Below are 17,162 nucleotides of genomic sequence, written 5' to 3'. Positions count from 1 at the left end.
CTAGTCGCCCGGTGAGTCCAAGCGGCAACGCTTTCACTTCTCTATGGTCGAGTACATGAGCGAACGCACAGTATCCTGGCCACCCCTCGGTCGTTCCGCAGGCTCCACTCCCGCCCGCACACTCTGGAACGACGGCCCCGAGGTGGGTGCCATCGGCTTGGGCTGCATGGGAATGACCTGGGCATACAAGGCAGACGACCGAACGGAGTCCCCCGATCGCGTCATCGGGCACGCCCTGGACCTGGGTGTGAACTTCATCGACACCGCCGATGTTTACGGACCGTTCACCAACGAGGAAGTCGTCGGCGCAGCCATCGGCAGTCGACGCGACGAAGTGGTGCTCGCGACCAAGGGCGGATTGACCTCCCACATCGGCGACGCCGGAGAGCCGGTCATTTCCGGCCCCAACGGCAAGCCCGAGCATCTGCGGTCTGCCATCGACGACTCGCTCCGACGGTTGGGCGTCGACCACATCGATCTGTATTACCTGCACCGTCCCGATCCCGAGGTCGACGTCGAAGACAGCATCGGCGCGATGGCCGAGGCCGTGCAGGCCGGAAAGGTTCGCGCACTGGGTGTTTCGGAGTTCACCGTCGAGCAGCTCGATCGGGCTCAGCGGGTGCATCCGATATCCGCTGTGCAGTCGGAGTTGTCGTTGTGGACACGCGACCACCTGGCGACCTCGTTGCCATGGACGAAGGACAACGGTGCCGCCTTCGTGCCGTTCTCGCCGCTGGGCCGAGGGTTTCTGACGGGCAACTTCCGCGGAACCGCACCCGCTGCAGATGATTTCCGCTCTCGACTGCCGCGTTTCAGTCACGACAACCTCGATGCGAACCTCGTCATCGTCGACGCCATCGCGGCCATCGCCGACGAGCTCGGTGCGACGCCTGCGCAGGTGGCCCTGGCATGGGTGCTGGCGCAGGGAGAGCACGTGGTGCCGATTCCCGGCACTCGCCGCACTTCACGTCTGGACGAGAACGCCGGTGCCGCCTCGCTCACGTTGAGCTCCGAGCACCTCGCCGCACTCGACACGTTGCCCGAGCCCGCTGGTGGCCGGTATTGAGATAGCGCAGGTCGATCCGTCGACGGATCGGTTGTCGGCCGAGAAAATCCTCGCGGTACAGAGGAGTGCGTACGCGGTCGAGGCCGAGCTCATCGGCGACGACCGCATCCCACTACTGCACGAGTCGGTGGATGATCTGTGTGCAGCACAGGTCCACTGGCTCGTCGCGCTTGATCTGGACGAAATCCTCGGTGCCGCAGCGTGGTCCGGATCCGAGATCGACCGTCTGGTGGTGGCTCCACACGCACATCGTCAGGGCATCGGTCGCGGTTTGGTTACCGCGGCACTGAATTGCATTGCCGGAGAACGTGTGCTGGTGGCTACCGGGCGAGACAATGCCCCGGCCCGTCGCCTGTACGAGTCACTCGGCTTCGTGCACAGCCAGAATCAAGAGGTGTTGCCGGGACTGTGGCTGGCCCGCTACGAACTCAACCGTTGATCTGTATCGGGCTTACGCGGGCGAGCGACGAACCATATCAGTGCGCCTGAGATGGGCATCAGCAACACGAGCAGACACCACCAGAACGCGGATCCCCGACGAGCCTGATTGCTCCGAAGAATCGACACCCATGCGACACCGACGAGTAGCAGCCACAACACGATCCCAGCCATCCATGCGAGATCAAACCATAACGGCAGAGCCGGGTTACCGTCAGCATCCATGGTCTTCCGACTCCTTTCACCTCAGGGCAAGACTAGCCACGACGCAGGCATAAGGTGCGACCATGACTTCTGCCGGCGGCGCGATTGCATTGGCTCTCTTCGGCATTGCTCTCGTGTCGATCGTCCGTGACACAGGCTCCAACTGGCTCATCAAGCTGGCATGGGTAGTGGTGACACTGATCCTGCCCATCGTCGGCCCGATCCTGTGGTTCGCAGTCGGGAAGCGCTATCCGTATGGGGTGAACGGCGGCAACAGCTGAGAGTTCAGTGTCCAGTCGCATTGCGTAGGTCGATGTTGATCAGATGGCTTACCTGGTCGCGGAGCCATTCAACCGTCTGCGGGTTGGGGGCGGGTGTGTGGGCCAACAGCGTCCAGCGAAGTCGGGTTGCTGCGGTCAGATCGAACTGCACCAGGATGTCGGGAAGACTCGGCCACGGCGAGCTCCACACCACGCGGTCGAACTCACTACTCTCGACGATGCGCGGCAGAGCGGCACCCTCGAACATCACCGGCCAGGCGAACCCTTGATTCTTCGGATGCAAGTCTGGGCGCATCAGTGCCTTCCAGACGAAGAAGACCGGCGGCGACAACTCCGCAGTCCTGCTCGCGAGAACCATCATCGGGTTACCGTACGCGGGCGCCGACTCGGGAGCCCTCCTATTTTTCGCGCACGCCGGTGCGGGCGGTCGCGATGTACTGACAACAGACAGAGCTGTGCCCTGACGCTTGTGTGGGTCGTCAGGCGGGTTGTCGTGGTTCTTCGTCGCCTGTGTCGCGGGTGTTGTGGTGGTCGGGTGGGTAGAGCACCTCCTCGGGGTGGTGTGCGTGGTTGATCAGCCCACGGCGCTTGGGGTCCATTCCGGTCGGTGGATGCCACAGGGTGCGGCCCGGATAGCGATGTCCTGCTGTGGTTTTGGTGGTTGCCCACTTTCCGGGTCCGGTGCCGACGAGTGCGTGGTGCATGTCGCATCCGAAGGTCAGGGAGTCGATGTCGGTGGGTCCGCCCTCGACCCAGTCGTCGAGGTGGTGCGCTTGGCACCAGGTTGCGGGTCGGGTGCAGGAGGGGAAGCTGCAGCCGCGGTCGCGGGCGATGAGGACGATGCGTTGGTCGGCGGAGGCGATGCGTTTGGATCGGCCGAGGTAGAGGGCTCTGCCGTTGTCGTCGAAGATGGTGAGGTAGTGGTGGGCGTGCGAGGCCATGCGGATGGCGTCGCGGATCGAGACGCGTGATCCGGTGGCGGTCATGGCGTAGCCGCAGCCTGATTCGAGATTGTTCAAACTCATGGTGACGATGGCGGTGACGGGCAGCCCGCGGTGGGTGCCGAGGGTGCCGGAGGCGAGGGTGTGCCGGAGCGCCATCTTCAGGGCATCATGACGGCGTTCGTTCTGGGTGCGTAGATCCCGCGCGGCGGCAGCGTCGCGAGCAGCGGTGTCCGATGCGTCGGCGTCGGCGTGGCCGCCGGGTTCAGCAGCGCTGCCGGAGCCGGCATCGTCGTTGGTGTCGTTGGTGTCGTTGGTGTCGTTGGTGTCGTTGGTGTCCTTGGTGTCCTTGGGTGCCGCTGCGTCCTTGGCTGCAGCTGTGCCGTCGGACCCTGTGCCGCAACCACAGTCGTCACCGTCGCACTCGCCGCAGTCGTCATCGCAGCAATCCTCGTCACCGCAGTCGTCGTCACTGTAGTAGTTCGTCTCATCCCACAAGCCCGCATGACTGGACCCGGCATCGCCAGGAAAGGGCTCGGGCGTCGGCGTAGTAGCGCTGCCGTTCCCGCCGTTGTCATCACCGTCGGCCTCGTATTTGTCGTCGTCACGTTCATCCTCGTGGACGATCGATGTCGGGTCTGCAGGATTGTTCACCCCCGGCTTCGCGGCTTTCGAGAACAGGGCTTCGAGGTAGGCCCGGAGCTCCGAGTCGACGCAGAACTTCCCCTCGGACATTCCGTCGGAACCCTGCTCACCGAGGTAGAAGAACGCATCCCGTTTCCGTGGCCTCGGCTTCGCGTTCTTGTCTTCGTCTTCGTCTTCGTTCTCGTCGAAGTCGCCGTCGGGGTCGAGGATCGAGTCCAGATGCGCCACCAGTGGTGCGAAGTCGTCGGGCCGTCGGGTCGAGGCGAGACCGACCAACTGCTGTTCGGCGCGATCGCGGGTCTGCGGATCCACACTCGACGGTAGGTGCCGGAAGAATTCGCGGATCATCTGCACGTGCTGGGCATCGAGCAACCCTGCCCGCACCGCTGCAGCGGTGTGTGGCAGCAAAGGCGGTAGCGGTTCGCCGGACAGTGCGGTGCGGTCACCCAACTCCGCGGCCAGACGTACTCGCGCCCCGGCTGTTCGCGGGGTGATTCGCAGCATCCATGCCACCGAGCACGGCACCGAACCCGGATACACGTCGAGGCCGTGTTGTGAGATCAGCTCGTTGAGCCAGGTGTGCGAGTAGGCGGTCACCGATCTGGTGAGCTCTTCCATGCGTTGGATCACCGCACGCCGGTCGGCGTTCGACCACGACACCGACGCCTGCCCCGCCAACTCGGCAACCGCCGACTCCACCGCCTCGACCAACCCCGCCAAGACAGGGTCGGACACGACGGGGGCAGGAGGCACCGTTTCGATGCCGTCCACCCCTGATCCGCCGTCCCCCGAAAGCATGAACAGAATCTACCGCGACCCACCGACAAGTTTTCGAACGCACGTGCGACAACATAATGACGAATGCCCCCGGGCCCCGAACCGGACATCTGCACGGTGACACTGGTAGAGGATGAAAGCATGCTGACGATTCCGAATCGCACGAGCGGAGTCCGTCGCTCGGTGATCGTGGCGGGAAGTCTTCCCCTCGCCTGGTGGTGCCTCAGCTTGGCTGCTGGCGCGCTGGGCATCGGCAACGACGCCATCGGCGACGTCGGCGACGTCGTGAGCACCTGGAATATCACTACGGCAGCCGGATTGGTCATTCTCATTCCAGCTGCCTTTTTCTCCGTAAACGGAGGCTTCGAGCTTGCCTCCCCCGGCCGTCTTCGTCACGCCCGCTGGTATGCAACCGTTGGATTGGCGCTGGCGATGGCCTTCTACCTGTTGATGGTGCTGAATTCGATTATTGCCATCGTCGGCGATTCAGCCCTTCGCGACCCGGACAGCTGGAGCCCCGAATTGTCCTCGGTGGAGCAGTGGGCGGTTGCGGCACCGTACGCAGCTTTCATGATCCCAACAGGCGCAACGCTCGCAGCGCTGTGGACTGGGCGCAGCGGGCAGGCAGGATCCGTCACCTAGCCATCTTTGCTTGCGAGATGGGTCGACCAATCCACACCGGATGTCGGTAGCGTCGGGTATATGGAATCGAAAACCGATCGGGCGGAATGGTCGGATAACGATCTGCAACAGGATGTCTCGGAAGCAGAGTGGGTGGACTACAACCTCGACGGCGTCGCCACAACCACAGTGGGCTCGCTGGTCCCCACTGTGTTCGACGCCTATGCCCGCATCCAGTATCCCGGGCGCAACGGCACGCCGAATCTCCTTTCGCGGGCGAAAACCGTTGCAGCCTGGCATGTTCAGCTGGCATCCATCACCGAGGTTCTCGCTCGAAGCACGAAAACACCCGACGAATGCTGGTTCGCCGTCTGGGAAGGCAACACGGCACTCGATGACATTCGCGTAACGGCACCGACCGCGGAAATCGCCGGCTACAACTATTTCCTGTTGAGGGGCCCGATCGAACGCGCAACGGACACCCTCCGTGGGTTGTCACCGAATCTGTGGTGGCCCAACGACCACGCGTGGTGTGTAGCTCAGCACTTCGACTTCCCCTGTGCCTATATCGGGGGCAGCAGGGATGCTGTTGCGGACCTTCTCGCGCTCACAGATATCGATTCGTCGCCGGTCCGCGTCGACCAGATCATCACCGTGAACTACGACCAGCACATCGACTGAGATACCTCAACCAGTCGATGCAACGGTCTCGACAGTCGATGCTTTCCATCGAACTCCGAATCCCGCAGGTATTGAATCCCTTTCGTGGTACTCCAGCGCACCGCTGTACGTCACACTGAACGCGCCGGGATGTCGCGTCGGGATCAATTCCCGTCGTTGCACGAGAAGACCGGCCCGATCATGGATGCGGAGGGTGCCTCGCGGCCGCGTCCGAAAGTCCAACCACAGATACCTGTCCCACACCAGGCAGCCGTGTAACGTCACATCACCGACCAGGCCGCCGTCGCCCATCATCGTGGTGAAGCCGTTCCCGAGATGCGCTACCCACTCCGTTCGCCCGTCCACAGTGACGGCCTCGACCCGAGCCGGCACCTCGGCACACATTTGCGCCGGCAGGTCCATCTGGTCGGGTGACGCCCAGTACGTGGTGGGAGAAAACACCGCGCCTACGGCAGGCTCGTCAGGCCACGGTTCCATGTCCTCGAGCATCCACAGTTGCGACATATCAAGCAAACTCAATCAGAACTGCGCTCTCGGTGCCCCCATTCCCGGGTCGATTTGGAACGGCCCGCTGGCGGACGGCGCTATCGGGAAATCGAAGATTGCGGTGGGGATGTACACGGTGGCACAGGAGTTGGGTATGTCGACCACTCCGGACAGGCGTCCCTCGATCGGGGCCGAGCCCAGCAGCAGGTACGCCTGCTCGGGGCTGTATCCGAATTTGGTGAGGTAGTCGATCGCATGCATGCAGGCGTTCTGGTAGGACAGGTCGGAGTCCAGATACTTCTGCTCGCCGTCGACGGTGACCGAAATGCCCGAGAAGGCAATCCATTCCGAGTACTGCGGTGCGGTGTTTCCTGGCATGAAGATCGCGTTTTCACTGACCCCGTACGTGTCCATGCCGCCCTTGATCAGGTCGACGTGCAGGTCCATGAAACCGCCCATTTCGATGGCACCACAGAAGGTGATCTCCCCGTCACCCTGCGAGAAGTGCAAGTCTCCGAACGACAACTTCGCCCCCGGTACGAACACCGGATAGAAGACGCGAGTGCCCTTGGTGAGATTCTTTATGTCCTGATTGCCACCGTTCTCTCGTGGCGGTGCCGTACGTGCGGCTTCGCCTGCGACACGCGAGAACTCGTCGCCGCTCAACGATCCCAGAATTGCCCCGTCGAGTTCGGGTGCCAAAGCCAGTGGCGGAACACGATGGGGATCGGTGGCGATCAGAGCACCTTCACGGGCGTTCCACTTGGCCAGCAGAGCAGCCGATGGCGCGGTTCCCATCAGGCCGGGATGAGTGATGCCGGTGTACTTCACGTGCGGAACGTGGCGAGATGTGGTGGTCTGGCCGGAAAAGTCCCAGATCGCCTTGTACGCGTCGGGGAATCGATCAGTGAGGAATCCGCCACCGTTCTGCTTGGCGAAGATCCCCGTGTATCCCCAGCCCTGACCGGCCAGTGGGCCCGAATCTTCCTGCGGGATCGGACCGACGTCGAGAATATCGACGATCAGCAGGTCCCCGGGCTCGGCTCCCTCGATGTGGAACGGCCCGGACAACGTGTGCACGTTGTTGAGCGGCGCATTCAGAATGTCCTCGGCGGAATCGTTGTTGTGGATGGCCCCGTCGAACCATTCACGGCAATGCGCCCGAAAGGACGTACCGGGCTTCACTGTGACCGCGGCCGGTATGTCGGGATGCCATCGGTTGTGACCGACGATCTCCTGTTCGGTGAAACTCTTCGTCGAGTCGAGCGGAAACAGCAGTTCGGGCACGAGGCACCTCCGGTTGCGCGGATTCTCCTGCGTCGATCATTGCACCGTCGTGGTGCATTCGGCCCGGTATGACGTGTAAATGTTGTATGACGTTGCGCCGGAACGCCACTGACACGACATCTCACGCTACCCTCGTGTGCGTGCCCACCTACAGCTTTCGCTGCACACAGCGTTGCGAACCCGTCGAGCAGAGATTCTCCATGGCCGATGTCCCCTCCCAGGTGACGTGCCCGGAGTGCGGCGAAACAGCTGCACGCCGGATTTCGTCTCCTGCCCTCGGCAGGGGGAACAGCGCTGCGATGAAGGCACACGACGCCTCGCGGGCCACCGCCGACTCACCGACGGTAGTCACGTCTATCCCACAGCAGGGGCGGGCGGCGAGCCCGACGACGTCGAACCCGCTCCACCGTCGCCTGCCACGTCCCTGATCTCGGCGTTTCTCTTTCGTGCCGACGGGGAAGTCCGGGTGCATGTCCCAGCTCCCCGCTCCCCCGTCGATCGCCGACGGCTTCACCACCGACGACGTCGTTTCCTGGGTTGCCGAGCATCTGGGCGACCTGACGCTCGAGCGGCCGGACGGGATTGCCGCCGGCGGCATTCGCGGCGGACAGTCGGCCGCCGACATGGCGCTGGCCGGTCTGGACATCACCGGCTACGCCCGCGACCGCAGCACTGTCCTTCCTGCGAATCGTCGTGGAGCCAGTCGAATGTCGCCGTACATCCGGCACGGTCTGCTCACTCTCCGTGAGGTGTGGGACGCCGTAGCGGACGCCCCTGCGCGCGATCGCACGCGGTACCGGGACGAACTCATGTGGCAGGAATACGCCCGCCACCTCTATGCCCGCGTCGGAACCGATCTGGGGAGATCCCTTCGTCGTGAACAACCACGACCGCACAACTGGACTTCCGAACCCTGGCCCGACGAGATGAACTGCATGTCCACGGTGGTGGGCGAATTGCACAGTGACGGTTGGCTCGTCAACCAAACACGCATGTGGCTGGCGTCCCAATGGGCTGTGCGTGCCGGCGCGACATGGCGCGACGGCGAGGACGAGATGTTCACCCACTTGCTCGACGGCTCACGGGCGGCCAATCGACTGGGTTGGCAATGGACGGTCGGTACCGGAAGCGGCAAGGTGTACGGCTTCAGTCGGTGGCAGGTGAACAAGCGCGCACCATCCCTGTGCCGCAACTGCGCGCTGAAAGACGCCTGCCCCATCGAGAATTGGCCCGACGACGATCTCGGACCGGCAGTCGACGGACCCGATCTCAACAAGGCACCGGTACCCGCGGGCCCTGCGAGCATGGAAGGTGATGGTGCAGAACAGGTCTGGCTGACCGCCGAATCGCTCGGCACCACAGACCCCGCCATGGCTGCGAATTTCGAGCGACCCGCCGTCTTCGTGTTCGACGAACCACTCCTGCAGAAGCTTCGGCTGTCCGGAAAGCGACTGGTGTTCCTAGCCGAGACTCTCGGCGAGATCGCGTCGACCCGGCCGTTGGAGGTACGTCGCGGCCGAGTATCGGAGGAGCTTTCCGGACGGTCTCTGGCCGCCACCTGGGCACCTGTTCCCGGTTTCTCTCGCATCGCCGACGCCATCGCCCCGGTCGAATTGCATCCATGGCCCTGGCTGACGCGTCCCACCACATCCTCGGTCCGGTCGTTCAGTGCGTGGCGGCGCAGTCACTGACGTGCCCGCACCGTGATTTGCCCTTCCTCGCTGGTGGCGGAGACCGTCTTCGGCGATCTGGGGTCGTTGATCACGTCGACGACGACGTCGCCTTTGTCGGATGCCGCGTCGACGGCATAGAAGTCGGCGGGCGGAAGCCCGATCGTCGTGTGGCCGATCACGTTGTGCGCCTTGACCGATTCCGGTGCAGTACGCGATTCGACGCTGATCTCGCCGAACGTCGTGCTCACATCCACGATGGACGCAGTTGCATCACTGATCTTCACGTCGCCGAACCGTGTGTCGACCCGGATGGCTCCCGCCGATCCACGAGCGAACACCGATCCCGACGCTGTCGAGACGGATACGTCTGCACCGACATCCGACAGCACGACATCACCGCCCGCACCGTTCACCGTGAGGGTCAGACCTGCGGGTATCTGCAATTCGACATCGGCGTCGCACGTCTTGTACCTGCCGTAGGAACATTCCACAGCCACGCTCGACCCGTCCGCACCGACGTCGATCGTGGGGGCGTCCCCTCGGTAGATCCCGTGCGCTCGAACATGCAGCGAATCATCGGGACTGGGCACGAACTTCAGGTGCGCGAACCCGGTCGTCACCGTCAGCTGCGAGCCGTCGATCGCGTGATCTACCGAGTAGTCGTAGTTCTGAGTCTTCGGAACGGAGAAACCGAGCGCGATCGCCGCAGTGGTGCCTACTCCGGCCGCACCGACCACGACGGCCGCTGTGGTGATCGCCAACGTGTAGCGCAACAATGGAATTCGATTCATCGAATAGCTCCCAGGTATCGTAGGACTGCCATGACCCGGCGGTGATCCGCACTGTCGCCGAGCAATCCGAGTTTGGCGAAGATGTTTCCGATGTGCTTCTCGACGGCTGCTTGGCCTACGACCAGAGTGGAGGCGATGCCGGCATTGGACTTACCTTCGGCCATCGCCGTCAGCACATCTCGCTCTCGCGGTGTCAGCGAGTCGAGTGGATCCGATCGTGGTGCGCGCGCCAAAATCTGTTGCACAACTTCTGGATCGATGACGGTTCCGCCGTCGGCGACCGTTTTCACCGCGTCGGAGAATTCGTCCACATCGGCGACGCGATCCTTCAGCAGATATCCGACGCCGTCCGTGCTCTGCCGAATCAGTTCTGCCGCATACCTTTCCTCCACGTACTGCGAGAGCACCAGTACTCCGACATCGGGCCAACGCTCACGAATGACCAGTGCCGCTCGCAGACCCTCGTCGAGAAATGTCGGAGGCATCCGCACGTCGATGACGCAGACGTCGGGCAGCGGCTCGGTGGACGACATCAGCGTCAACAGCTGCGCCGCGTCACCAACTTTTCCGATCACCTCGGCACCGGAGTCGACCAACAAACGCGCAACACCCTCACGTAGCAGTACCGAGTCGTCGGCAATGATCACTCGCACGGGATGGTCACCTCCACTCGTGTCGGGCCGCCCGACGGCGAAGTCACCGTCAGGGTTCCGTCGATTCCGCTGAGCCTGTCGGCCAATCCGGCCAATCCGCCGCCGGGCTCGAAATGCGCACCGCCACAACCGTCGTCGACCACGGTGACGGCGACGGAGGACTCGCCGCGAGCGACATCGACCTGCACGTTTCCGGCGTGGGCGTGCTTGCCGACATTGGTCAAGGCCTCGGACACCACGAAGTACACCGTCGACTCGGCGGTGGCGTTCAGACGTCGCTCGCCGGTGAGGGCCGGGTCGATCTCGATCGTCACCGGAACTGTCGACAACGCCGCGACCGACGACAGTGCCGCGTCGAGTCCGCGATCGGTCAGGATCGGGGGATGCAGTCCGCGCGTCAACGTTCGGATCTCACCGATCGCGTTCTTCGCCTCCCGATGTGCATCGTCGAGCAAACCCTTCAAGACGACGTCGTCCGTAGCCGACGCGCGAGACTTCGCTTGTCCCAGTGACATTGCCACCGAGACCAGCCGTTGCTGGGCACCGTCGTGCAGGTCCCGTTCGATGCGTCGCCGCTCGGCATCGGCGGCGTCGACGACGCGAGCACGGCTCATGGTCAGCTCGTTCACCCGCTTGCTCGACTCCGACTGCCCGAGAAGTGCTGCAGCGCTCCACCAATCGAGCTTGGCAATCAGGGTCGTCAGTGGCGGAACGCCGGCAACCAGGACTACCAGAGCTGCCACTCCGATCACCGCAACCAGCGGAAAGTCCACTCGTTCGGCTATCTCCAACCCGGTGCCCTCGGGATCGGTGACCAACCACGCGACCGGGGCGGCCGCCAGAACCGGAAGCGCCAGGAAGAGCGCAGGCAGCAAGAACAGCAGCGCAGCCGAGATCGGAATACGAATGATCCAGTAGACGAGCGACTTCCACAGCCCGACGTCACGAACACACCACACCAACTTTCGCCAACTGGTCGGATAGACGATGGTGTCCGGTTTCGTGATCTCGATGCCACTGGTCAGGTCGATGCCCGCTCGCGCCGCGATGTCCAGCCAACGAAGGACCACGATCGTGAACACGAAGACGAGCACACCGCTGAGGGCGAACGGCAACGCGAACACCGCGAGCAGGAGCAGACCTACGATCAGCCATCCGCCCAGTCCGGCGAACGTCGTCGCCAACAGCGACGCCATTGCCAACCACCACTGCTGCGAAAACCACGCTCTGAGCGGATTGAGGGGAATCGGTAATGCCTGGTTCATGCGGATGAGCCTAAGTGGGCAGTCGCCGGGGCGTCCTCACTGCGAACCCACGAGGTGAGGTAGGGCCAGCCCTACCCTCGGCGCGCAGGTCCATGTGAGTTCGCCCAGCTCAGGCGTCGAACACGCCCTTTGCTTCCCGAACTTGTCGGTAGCCGGTGATATCAAGGAAGTACACGACTACAGAAAGGGTTCCCATGTCCGCCAGTGTCGATACCTGCCACGGAACGCTCGTGATCCACGCAGTCGGTAGTGCGGAATGCACGGAACCCGATTGCGTGGATCTCGAGTACGTTCGCCACTTCCTGGTGCTCGAGTGCGAGGAGATCACCGGCGGCTGCCAGTGCACAGCGCTGGTTGAGCTCGCTCAGGCGTCCTGACGCCGGACGACCGGCTGCTGCAGCTCCGTCACCCAGTTCTCCTGCGGCGCAGGCTCGGAGACCAGGTAGTACTCGCGGCAGATGCCGGAGAGCTCGTAACCGTTGGCGTCGATCCAGGCCATGAACTGCTCCCAGGTTTCCCCGATCGTCGCCATCGAGCCGTGGTGCACGGTCGTCAGCGCGAGGTCGATCGCGGGTAGCTCGGTGACGTCGTAGTCCTCGCCTGCATCAACGTCGGGGGTGATCTCGAACGCGGCATGCACCGTGATGCCGGTGCCGTCACCGTCGTCGACGGCCTCGTACAGGGCGATCGACGACGGTCCGAATTCGACTCCGTCTCGTGCCAGAGACGACGCGAGCCGGGCGTACATCGGACCGATCACCGGGCCGATGTTCTGTGGCCCGTAACCGGCAGCATTCTCGGTGACGACGGCGACGCGGGTGGCCGGCAGCGACTTGGTGTCCACGGTGATCATCGAATCTTCTCCCTCTACGGCGCGGAGGCGCGCATCGATCCGACGCAGTCGGGCGGCGTCGAGATCGAGTCGATGGGCGACGTCTTCACGTTTGGCGACGAGCATCCGACGCAATCGGTCTTCGCTGACCTGCGCATGCACGATCTGCTTCACCTCGTCGAGCCGAAATCCCAGGTCCTTGAACATCAGGATGCGTCCCAACTCCTCGAACTGTCTACCGTCGTACGACCGATATCCGGTGAACGGATCCACCCGTGCCGGCGTCAACAGCCCGATCTCGTCGTAATGCCGAAGCATGCGAACCGAAACCCGGCCGATCGATGCGAACTCTCCGATACTGAACATGACCCTCCGAGACTGCCGTCTCACACTGTGTGAGGGTCAAGTATCGCGCGCCGTGCGGTGGCTCGACCCGTTCTGCGCGCACCGATCAACCGATTTCGCCGGTCGTCGCATCGATCGAGTGCGCTCCCTGATAGTCGCCAGAAATTCGGACCAGGCCATTCGCCAGGTCTACGGCACCCCAGCGGTCGCCAAAGCGCAACAGGCGTTGAGAAACCAGCCTTGGCAGTGAAATTCCGACACATCCCGATACGGCCTCCCGGACCCGCCTCGATAACCGACCGAGCGTCTGTAATCAAATGTTGAACGACCCTGTGAATGCGACGTCGCAGCGGTTATGGTTCGTTTCGATGCTCCTCCCCCGAACCCACAAGGACTCGCCATGAAGAGACGCCTGATCGCCTATTCCATTGCTGCACTTGCTATCTCCGCCACCACAGTGGCGCTTCCCACCGGAGTGGCCTCGGCCGCGCCGTGTTCGGATGTGGACGTCTCGTTCGCTCGCGGCACCGGGGAACTTCCCGGCCTCGGCATCACGGGTACTCCTTTTGTTAACAGCGTCAAATCGCAACTCTCGGATCGCTCGGTCAGCACGTACGCCGTGAACTACGCCGCCGACTTCACCCAGGCCAGCGCCGGACCCGGATCTCGCGACCTCGTGGCTCATCTCAATTCCGTTGCGGCATCGTGCCCGTCGACGAAATTCGTGATCGGCGGTTACTCGCAGGGGGCGACCGTGGTGACCAACGCAGTGGGTCTGCGCACTCCCAGCAGCTTCACCGGTGCCGTCATCCCGGCCGCGATCGCCGACCGTATCGAGGCCGTTGTGGTGTTCGGCAACCCATTCGGGCTTACCGGCAGGAAGATCGAAACAGCCAGCAGCACATACGGTTCACGCACCAACAGCTTCTGCAACTTCGGCGACCCGGTGTGCCAGATCGGTGGCTTCAACACCTTCGCTCACCTGACCTACGGCACCAACGGCTCGACGACGCAGGGTGCCTCGTTCGCGGCCGCTCAGGTACGGAGCTGAATCGACTCACCGAAATCGGTGCGCGGGCCCCGATGGTTCTGCGGAAAGAAAAGTCGGTTCCGGTAGCCCGGATTGCTCTGCGCTCGTGAAGATTTCCTCAGCGACTGCATCGACCCGAGCTATCGGAACCAACGCAATGGCCGAACCCCCGAACCCCCCACCCGTCATACGGGCCCCGTATGCCCCGGCTCGCAGCGCAGCATCGACGGCGCTGTCCAGCTCGGGGGAACTGACCTCGTAGTCGTCTCGAAGCGAGACGTGCGACGCCGTCATCAGGTCGCCGAGTTCGGTACCGATGTCACCGCCGTCCAGCAACGCTACTGCCCGCTCAACTCGTCGTATCTCGCTGGTGACGTGACGAACTCGGGGAACGAGAGCCTGATCGACGAGCCCCGATACCGCCCGCTCGGGGTCGAGTCCGCGCAGCGTCGACACACCCAGCTCCAGGTAGGCCCGGTCGAGGGCGGCCCGGCGGGCACCGTACTGGCCGTCCACCAGACGGTGCGGAGCGTTGGTGTCGATCACCATGATGCGAGAACCCGACGCCGCGACGTCCAGTGGGATCTGCCGGGTCGACCCGTCGAGGCAGTCCAGAAGCAGGGCATGTCCTCGTTCGGCAAGCATCGCGATGGCTTGATCCATGCCCCCGGTCGACGCGCCGGCCACATCGTTCTCGGCGCGAATGCTGGCGTCGATCAGTACCTTTCGATCGACGTTCAGATCGAACAGATCGCTCAGGGCCAAGGCGAACGAGCACTCGAGGGCCGCCGAACTCGACAGGCCCGAGCCCACCGGTACCGAGGAGTGCACGGCAACATCGACTCCGCCTATCCCGTGCTCCTGCAGCGCCCACGCGACGCCCGCGACGTACGCGGCCCATCCCGACGGACTTCCCGGTCCGATGTCACCGAGTTGCCCCGTCCACGTCTGGTCGGTGTGCGTCGAGACCGCCCGCATCGTGGCATCCTCGCGCCGCCGAACAGCGACTGCAGTGGCGAAGGGCAGCGCGAACGGCAGCACCAGACCACCTGCGTAGTCGATGTGTTCGCCGATCAGATTGACTCGTCCTGGTGCCAACCAGACGCCGTCCGGTTCACCGCCGAACGCGGCGTCGAACAGCTCCGAAGCACCGTCGGCGAGGCTCTGCTCGGACACGACGCTCAACCAGTTCACACCAGCACCTCGCGCAATCTGTCTGCGATTCTCTCGGGAGTCGTGTCGTTGATCCATGCGCCCATCGCCGACTCGGATCCGGCCAGAAACTTCATCCGGCCCGGTGACCGCATCATCGAGAACAGTTGCAGGTGAAGTCGTCCCAGCTCTCGATCGGATCCGACGGGAGCCTGATGCCACGCCGAGATGTACGGCACCTCGTCCACGCCCTCGAAGAATGCGTCGACGCCCCGCAGCAATGCGCGGTAGACGCCGGCCAGCTCGTCGCGTTCCGTGTCGTTCAGTTCGGCAAGATCTGCGACGTCGCGGCGCGGAGCAAGATGCACCTCGAGCGGCCACCGCGACGCCGCGGGGACGTACGCCACCCAATGCTCGACATCCACGACTATCCGTCGACCCGAGCGCAATTCGGCGGCGAGTACATCGACCAACAGAACTCGACCGGTGTTCTCGAAGTGTCTGCGCGACTGCCTGATCAAAGCATCGGTACGCGGAGGAAGGTAGGGGTAGGCGTAAATTTGGCCGTGCGGATGCGTCAAGGTGACACCGATCTCCTTGCCACGATTCTCGAAGCAGAACACCTGTTTCACTCCATCGATCGCCGAGAGCTCGGTGGTCCGGTCTGCCCATACGTCGATGATCGTTCGGACCCTCGACAGTTCCAGCGAGACGAAAGATGCGTCGGGATCACTGGCGAAACAGACGACCTCACACCGACCGGTACCTGCCGCCAGCGGCCACAGCGGCTCACCGTCGACCGCTGCCGGAAGAGTCTGTTGTGCAGCACTTCCCGCCAACGACGGGAAGCGATTCTCGAACACCACGACGTCGTAGTCCGAGGCCGGAATCTCGGTCGCCGGCCGGCCCGGACGGCTGGGGGCCAACGGGGACAGGTCGGCGGGAGGCAAGAACGTGCGGTCCATCCGCTGGGCAGCCATGACGATCCACTCGCCGGTGAGAACGTCGAATCTCATCTGCGAGAGCGACATCGACGGCGGCAGCGGTCGTGAGTCCACGAGCTCCCGGGTGGCACCACCGGAAAGGTAGGGCTCGGTGTCGTCGTAATAGATCAATTCTCGACCGTCGGCCAACGTGGTCGAGGTCTTGCGCATGGGATGAGTGGTGTACTGCGTGGTCATCGACTGCTCGCTTCCTGGGTGGTCGGCCGGGGCTCGGCGGGACCGGTTGCGACGACCACGTCGTCGACGATGTCGGTCAGCGCGTCACGAATACGTTCGGGCACATCGACATCGGTGACGATCACGTCCACCTCCGACAACGCAGCGGTGGTTGCGAGGGCGCGAACACCCCACTTGGTGTGATCAGCGAGGACCGCGACGCGTCGAGCCGAGGCGACGAAGGCCTGATTGGTTTGTGCCTCCAGCAGATTGGGGCAGGTGAGGCCCGCATCGATGTCCACTCCATGCGTGCCGAGAAACAGAATGTCGACGTGCAGCGTCTGCAACGCGCCGACTGCCAACGGACCGACGAGTGCGTACGACGGGGTGCGTTGGCCTCCGGTGAGCAACACGGTGTGGTCTGCTCTGCCGCCGGCATGAAGGACGTCGGCGACGGGCAAGGAGTTGGTCACCACGGTGATGTCGGGTACACGAAGCAGTTCCCGCGCCAACGCGTGCGTCGTCGTACCTCCGGAGATGCCGATGGTCGTTCCTGGCCGGATCAATCGTGCGGCGGCGCGGGCAATGGCGGCCTTGGCGTCACGGCTCTGCTCGGACTTCACCGGAAAACCCGGCTCGAACGCGCTCGCGGAACTCGGCGCGGTGATGCCGCCATGCACTCGCTCGACCAGGCCCTGGGCGACCAGTTCATTGACGTCACGTCGAATGGTCATGTCGGACACCGACAGAGCAGTGCCCAACGCGGCCACCGTGACGGCTCCCTCGGACAGCACCCGGTCCAGAATCTTCTGCTGACGTTGATGGGCGAGCATC

21 protein-coding genes are annotated in these 17,162 nt (G+C 63.5%); 9 read left to right on the top strand and 12 right to left on the bottom strand.

Annotated elements, in window-relative coordinates; all coding sequences use genetic code 11:
* The first annotated feature begins 55 nt into the window (after positions 1–55).
* On the top strand, positions 56–1,066 hold the full coding sequence (locus tag RFA01S_RS01830) for an aldo/keto reductase (protein ID WP_052060723.1): 1,011 nt from the start codon (positions 56–58) through the stop codon (positions 1,064–1,066).
* A complete protein-coding gene (locus RFA01S_RS01825) occupies positions 1,053–1,505 on the top strand; it encodes a GNAT family N-acetyltransferase (protein ID WP_052060668.1) in 453 nt (150 codons plus the stop codon). The genes RFA01S_RS01830 and RFA01S_RS01825 overlap by 14 nt, the downstream gene beginning before the upstream one ends.
* Here RFA01S_RS01825 and RFA01S_RS28465 read toward each other — a convergent pair.
* Complete coding sequence (locus tag RFA01S_RS28465; protein ID WP_032371728.1) at positions 1,487–1,678, bottom strand: PLDc N-terminal domain-containing protein; 192 nt, start codon at positions 1,676–1,678, stop codon at positions 1,487–1,489. The genes RFA01S_RS01825 and RFA01S_RS28465 overlap by 19 nt on opposite strands.
* Positions 1,679–1,791: 113 nt before the next feature.
* Between RFA01S_RS28465 and RFA01S_RS01815 the strand changes: the two genes are divergently transcribed.
* The gene (locus RFA01S_RS01815) at positions 1,792–1,989 is read left to right on the top strand and encodes a PLD nuclease N-terminal domain-containing protein (RefSeq protein WP_032366706.1); all 198 of its coding nucleotides are present in this window, start codon (positions 1,792–1,794) and stop codon (positions 1,987–1,989) included.
* Between the two features lie 4 nt (positions 1,990–1,993).
* Here the strand turns inward: RFA01S_RS01815 and RFA01S_RS01810 are convergent, their stop codons facing one another.
* Together RFA01S_RS01810 and RFA01S_RS01805 are read right to left on the bottom strand one after the other, a co-directional pair.
* Positions 1,994–2,350, bottom strand: coding sequence for a hypothetical protein (locus RFA01S_RS01810; RefSeq protein ID WP_052060667.1), 357 nt, complete (start codon positions 2,348–2,350; stop codon positions 1,994–1,996).
* Positions 2,351–2,468: 118 nt separating this feature from the next.
* A complete protein-coding gene (locus RFA01S_RS01805; RefSeq protein WP_072691976.1) occupies positions 2,469–4,373 on the bottom strand; it encodes an HNH endonuclease signature motif containing protein in 1,905 nt (634 codons plus the stop codon).
* A gap of 120 nt (positions 4,374–4,493) precedes the next feature.
* On the opposite strand from RFA01S_RS01805, the gene RFA01S_RS01800 reads away from it, so the two are divergent.
* Both RFA01S_RS01800 and RFA01S_RS01795 read left to right on the top strand, forming a co-directional pair.
* A complete protein-coding gene (locus tag RFA01S_RS01800; protein WP_139278357.1) occupies positions 4,494–4,994 on the top strand; it encodes a hypothetical protein in 501 nt (166 codons plus the stop codon).
* A gap of 60 nt (positions 4,995–5,054) precedes the next feature.
* Entirely contained in the window at positions 5,055–5,654 is a 600-nt protein-coding gene (locus RFA01S_RS01795) for a hypothetical protein (protein ID WP_032407794.1), read from the top strand.
* A gap of 6 nt (positions 5,655–5,660) precedes the next feature.
* Here RFA01S_RS01795 and RFA01S_RS01790 read toward each other — a convergent pair whose 3' ends face one another.
* Both RFA01S_RS01790 and fmdA read right to left on the bottom strand, forming a co-directional pair.
* Positions 5,661–6,131 (bottom strand): hypothetical protein, encoded by a 471-nt coding sequence (locus tag RFA01S_RS01790; RefSeq protein ID WP_238325143.1) that lies wholly within the window; start codon positions 6,129–6,131, stop codon positions 5,661–5,663.
* Positions 6,132–6,173: 42 nt separating this feature from the next.
* Positions 6,174–7,427, bottom strand: a complete 1,254-nt coding sequence (fmdA, locus tag RFA01S_RS01785; RefSeq protein WP_032385320.1) for a formamidase — start codon at positions 7,425–7,427, stop codon at positions 6,174–6,176.
* Between the two features lie 68 nt (positions 7,428–7,495).
* On the opposite strand from fmdA, the gene RFA01S_RS28425 reads away from it, so the two are divergent.
* Positions 7,496–7,855: an FmdB family zinc ribbon protein gene (locus RFA01S_RS28425; protein ID WP_306436736.1), complete on the top strand. Its 360-nt coding sequence runs from the start codon at positions 7,496–7,498 to the stop codon at positions 7,853–7,855.
* A gap of 42 nt (positions 7,856–7,897) precedes the next feature.
* Positions 7,898–9,118 (top strand): FAD-binding domain-containing protein, encoded by a 1,221-nt coding sequence (locus tag RFA01S_RS01775; protein WP_032388780.1) that lies wholly within the window; start codon positions 7,898–7,900, stop codon positions 9,116–9,118.
* Here the strand turns inward: RFA01S_RS01775 and RFA01S_RS01770 are convergent.
* The 3 genes from RFA01S_RS01770 to RFA01S_RS01760 are packed head-to-tail and all read right to left on the bottom strand — an operon-like array spanning position 9,112 to position 11,809.
* A complete protein-coding gene (locus RFA01S_RS01770; protein ID WP_032407792.1) occupies positions 9,112–9,891 on the bottom strand; it encodes a DUF4097 family beta strand repeat-containing protein in 780 nt (259 codons plus the stop codon). The two genes, RFA01S_RS01775 and RFA01S_RS01770, sit on opposite strands and share 7 nt — an antisense overlap.
* A complete protein-coding gene (locus RFA01S_RS01765) occupies positions 9,888–10,544 on the bottom strand; it encodes a response regulator (protein WP_027494897.1) in 657 nt (218 codons plus the stop codon). Before RFA01S_RS01765 ends, RFA01S_RS01770 begins: the two co-directional genes overlap by 4 nt.
* Positions 10,535–11,809 carry a sensor histidine kinase gene (locus RFA01S_RS01760; protein WP_072691974.1) on the bottom strand — a complete coding sequence of 425 codons (1,275 nt, stop codon included), beginning with the start codon at positions 11,807–11,809 and terminating at the stop codon, positions 10,535–10,537. Before RFA01S_RS01760 ends, RFA01S_RS01765 begins: the two co-directional genes overlap by 10 nt.
* 194 nt (positions 11,810–12,003) lie before the next feature.
* Here RFA01S_RS01760 and RFA01S_RS01755 point away from each other — a divergent pair, with 194 nt between their 5' ends.
* Positions 12,004–12,186 (top strand): hypothetical protein, encoded by a 183-nt coding sequence (locus tag RFA01S_RS01755; RefSeq protein WP_027494898.1) that lies wholly within the window; start codon positions 12,004–12,006, stop codon positions 12,184–12,186.
* Here the strand turns inward: RFA01S_RS01755 and RFA01S_RS01750 are convergent.
* Positions 12,174–13,007, bottom strand: coding sequence for a MerR family transcriptional regulator (locus RFA01S_RS01750; RefSeq protein WP_032385316.1), 834 nt, complete (start codon positions 13,005–13,007; stop codon positions 12,174–12,176). The genes RFA01S_RS01755 and RFA01S_RS01750 overlap by 13 nt on opposite strands.
* A 379-nt stretch (positions 13,008–13,386) precedes the next feature.
* Between RFA01S_RS01750 and RFA01S_RS01740 the strand changes: the two genes are divergently transcribed.
* On the top strand, positions 13,387–14,037 hold the full coding sequence (locus RFA01S_RS01740) for a cutinase family protein (RefSeq protein WP_032367559.1): 651 nt from the start codon (positions 13,387–13,389) through the stop codon (positions 14,035–14,037).
* A 6-nt stretch (positions 14,038–14,043) separates the two neighbouring features.
* On the opposite strand, the gene galK is transcribed toward RFA01S_RS01740, so the two are convergent.
* Genes galK through RFA01S_RS01725 form a run of 3 tightly spaced genes read right to left on the bottom strand, consistent with a single transcriptional unit; the run spans position 14,044 to position 17,161 of the window.
* Complete coding sequence (gene galK, locus RFA01S_RS01735; RefSeq protein WP_081371244.1) at positions 14,044–15,267, bottom strand: galactokinase; 1,224 nt, start codon at positions 15,265–15,267, stop codon at positions 14,044–14,046.
* Positions 15,207–16,322 carry a galactose-1-phosphate uridylyltransferase gene (galT, locus tag RFA01S_RS01730; RefSeq protein WP_032407812.1) on the bottom strand — a complete coding sequence of 372 codons (1,116 nt, stop codon included), beginning with the start codon at positions 16,320–16,322 and terminating at the stop codon, positions 15,207–15,209. Before galT ends, galK begins: the two co-directional genes overlap by 61 nt.
* 23 nt (positions 16,323–16,345) lie before the next feature.
* A complete protein-coding gene (locus tag RFA01S_RS01725) occupies positions 16,346–17,161 on the bottom strand; it encodes a DeoR/GlpR family DNA-binding transcription regulator (RefSeq protein WP_032407789.1) in 816 nt (271 codons plus the stop codon).
* Between the last annotated feature and the right edge of the window lies 1 nt (position 17,162).

Origin of the sequence: Rhodococcoides fascians NBRC 12155 = LMG 3623 (assembly GCF_001894785.1) — a bacterium.
GTDB classification, from domain to species: Bacteria; Actinomycetota; Actinomycetes; order Mycobacteriales; family Mycobacteriaceae; genus Rhodococcoides; species Rhodococcoides fascians.
This window is presented reverse-complemented; position numbering and strand designations above follow the sequence as displayed.

Excerpts from the sequence above, each read along its gene's own strand:
- RFA01S_RS01830 (WP_052060723.1), top strand. The coding sequence starts at position 56 with ATGAGCGAACGCACAGTATCCTGGCCACCCCTCGGTCGTTCCGCAGGC.
- RFA01S_RS28465 (WP_032371728.1), bottom strand. The coding sequence starts at position 1,678 with ATGGCTGGGATCGTGTTGTGGCTGCTACTCGTCGGTGTCGCATGGGTG.
- RFA01S_RS01815 (WP_032366706.1), top strand. The coding sequence starts at position 1,792 with ATGACTTCTGCCGGCGGCGCGATTGCATTGGCTCTCTTCGGCATTGCT.
- RFA01S_RS01810 (WP_052060667.1), bottom strand. The coding sequence starts at position 2,350 with ATGATGGTTCTCGCGAGCAGGACTGCGGAGTTGTCGCCGCCGGTCTTC.
- RFA01S_RS01805 (WP_072691976.1), bottom strand. The coding sequence starts at position 4,373 with ATGCTTTCGGGGGACGGCGGATCAGGGGTGGACGGCATCGAAACGGTG.
- RFA01S_RS01800 (WP_139278357.1), top strand. The coding sequence starts at position 4,494 with ATGCTGACGATTCCGAATCGCACGAGCGGAGTCCGTCGCTCGGTGATC.
- RFA01S_RS01795 (WP_032407794.1), top strand. The coding sequence starts at position 5,055 with ATGGAATCGAAAACCGATCGGGCGGAATGGTCGGATAACGATCTGCAA.
- RFA01S_RS01790 (WP_238325143.1), bottom strand. The coding sequence starts at position 6,131 with ATGGAACCGTGGCCTGACGAGCCTGCCGTAGGCGCGGTGTTTTCTCCC.
- RFA01S_RS28425 (WP_306436736.1), top strand. The coding sequence starts at position 7,496 with ATGACGTGTAAATGTTGTATGACGTTGCGCCGGAACGCCACTGACACG.
- RFA01S_RS01775 (WP_032388780.1), top strand. The coding sequence starts at position 7,898 with ATGTCCCAGCTCCCCGCTCCCCCGTCGATCGCCGACGGCTTCACCACC.
- RFA01S_RS01770 (WP_032407792.1), bottom strand. The coding sequence starts at position 9,891 with ATGAATCGAATTCCATTGTTGCGCTACACGTTGGCGATCACCACAGCG.
- RFA01S_RS01760 (WP_072691974.1), bottom strand. The coding sequence starts at position 11,809 with ATGAACCAGGCATTACCGATTCCCCTCAATCCGCTCAGAGCGTGGTTT.
- RFA01S_RS01755 (WP_027494898.1), top strand. The coding sequence starts at position 12,004 with ATGTCCGCCAGTGTCGATACCTGCCACGGAACGCTCGTGATCCACGCA.
- RFA01S_RS01750 (WP_032385316.1), bottom strand. The coding sequence starts at position 13,007 with ATGTTCAGTATCGGAGAGTTCGCATCGATCGGCCGGGTTTCGGTTCGC.
- RFA01S_RS01740 (WP_032367559.1), top strand. The coding sequence starts at position 13,387 with ATGAAGAGACGCCTGATCGCCTATTCCATTGCTGCACTTGCTATCTCC.
- galK (WP_081371244.1), bottom strand. The coding sequence starts at position 15,267 with ATGGATCAACGACACGACTCCCGAGAGAATCGCAGACAGATTGCGCGA.
- galT (WP_032407812.1), bottom strand. The coding sequence starts at position 16,322 with ATGCGCAAGACCTCGACCACGTTGGCCGACGGTCGAGAATTGATCTAT.
- RFA01S_RS01725 (WP_032407789.1), bottom strand. The coding sequence starts at position 17,161 with ATGCTCGCCCATCAACGTCAGCAGAAGATTCTGGACCGGGTGCTGTCC.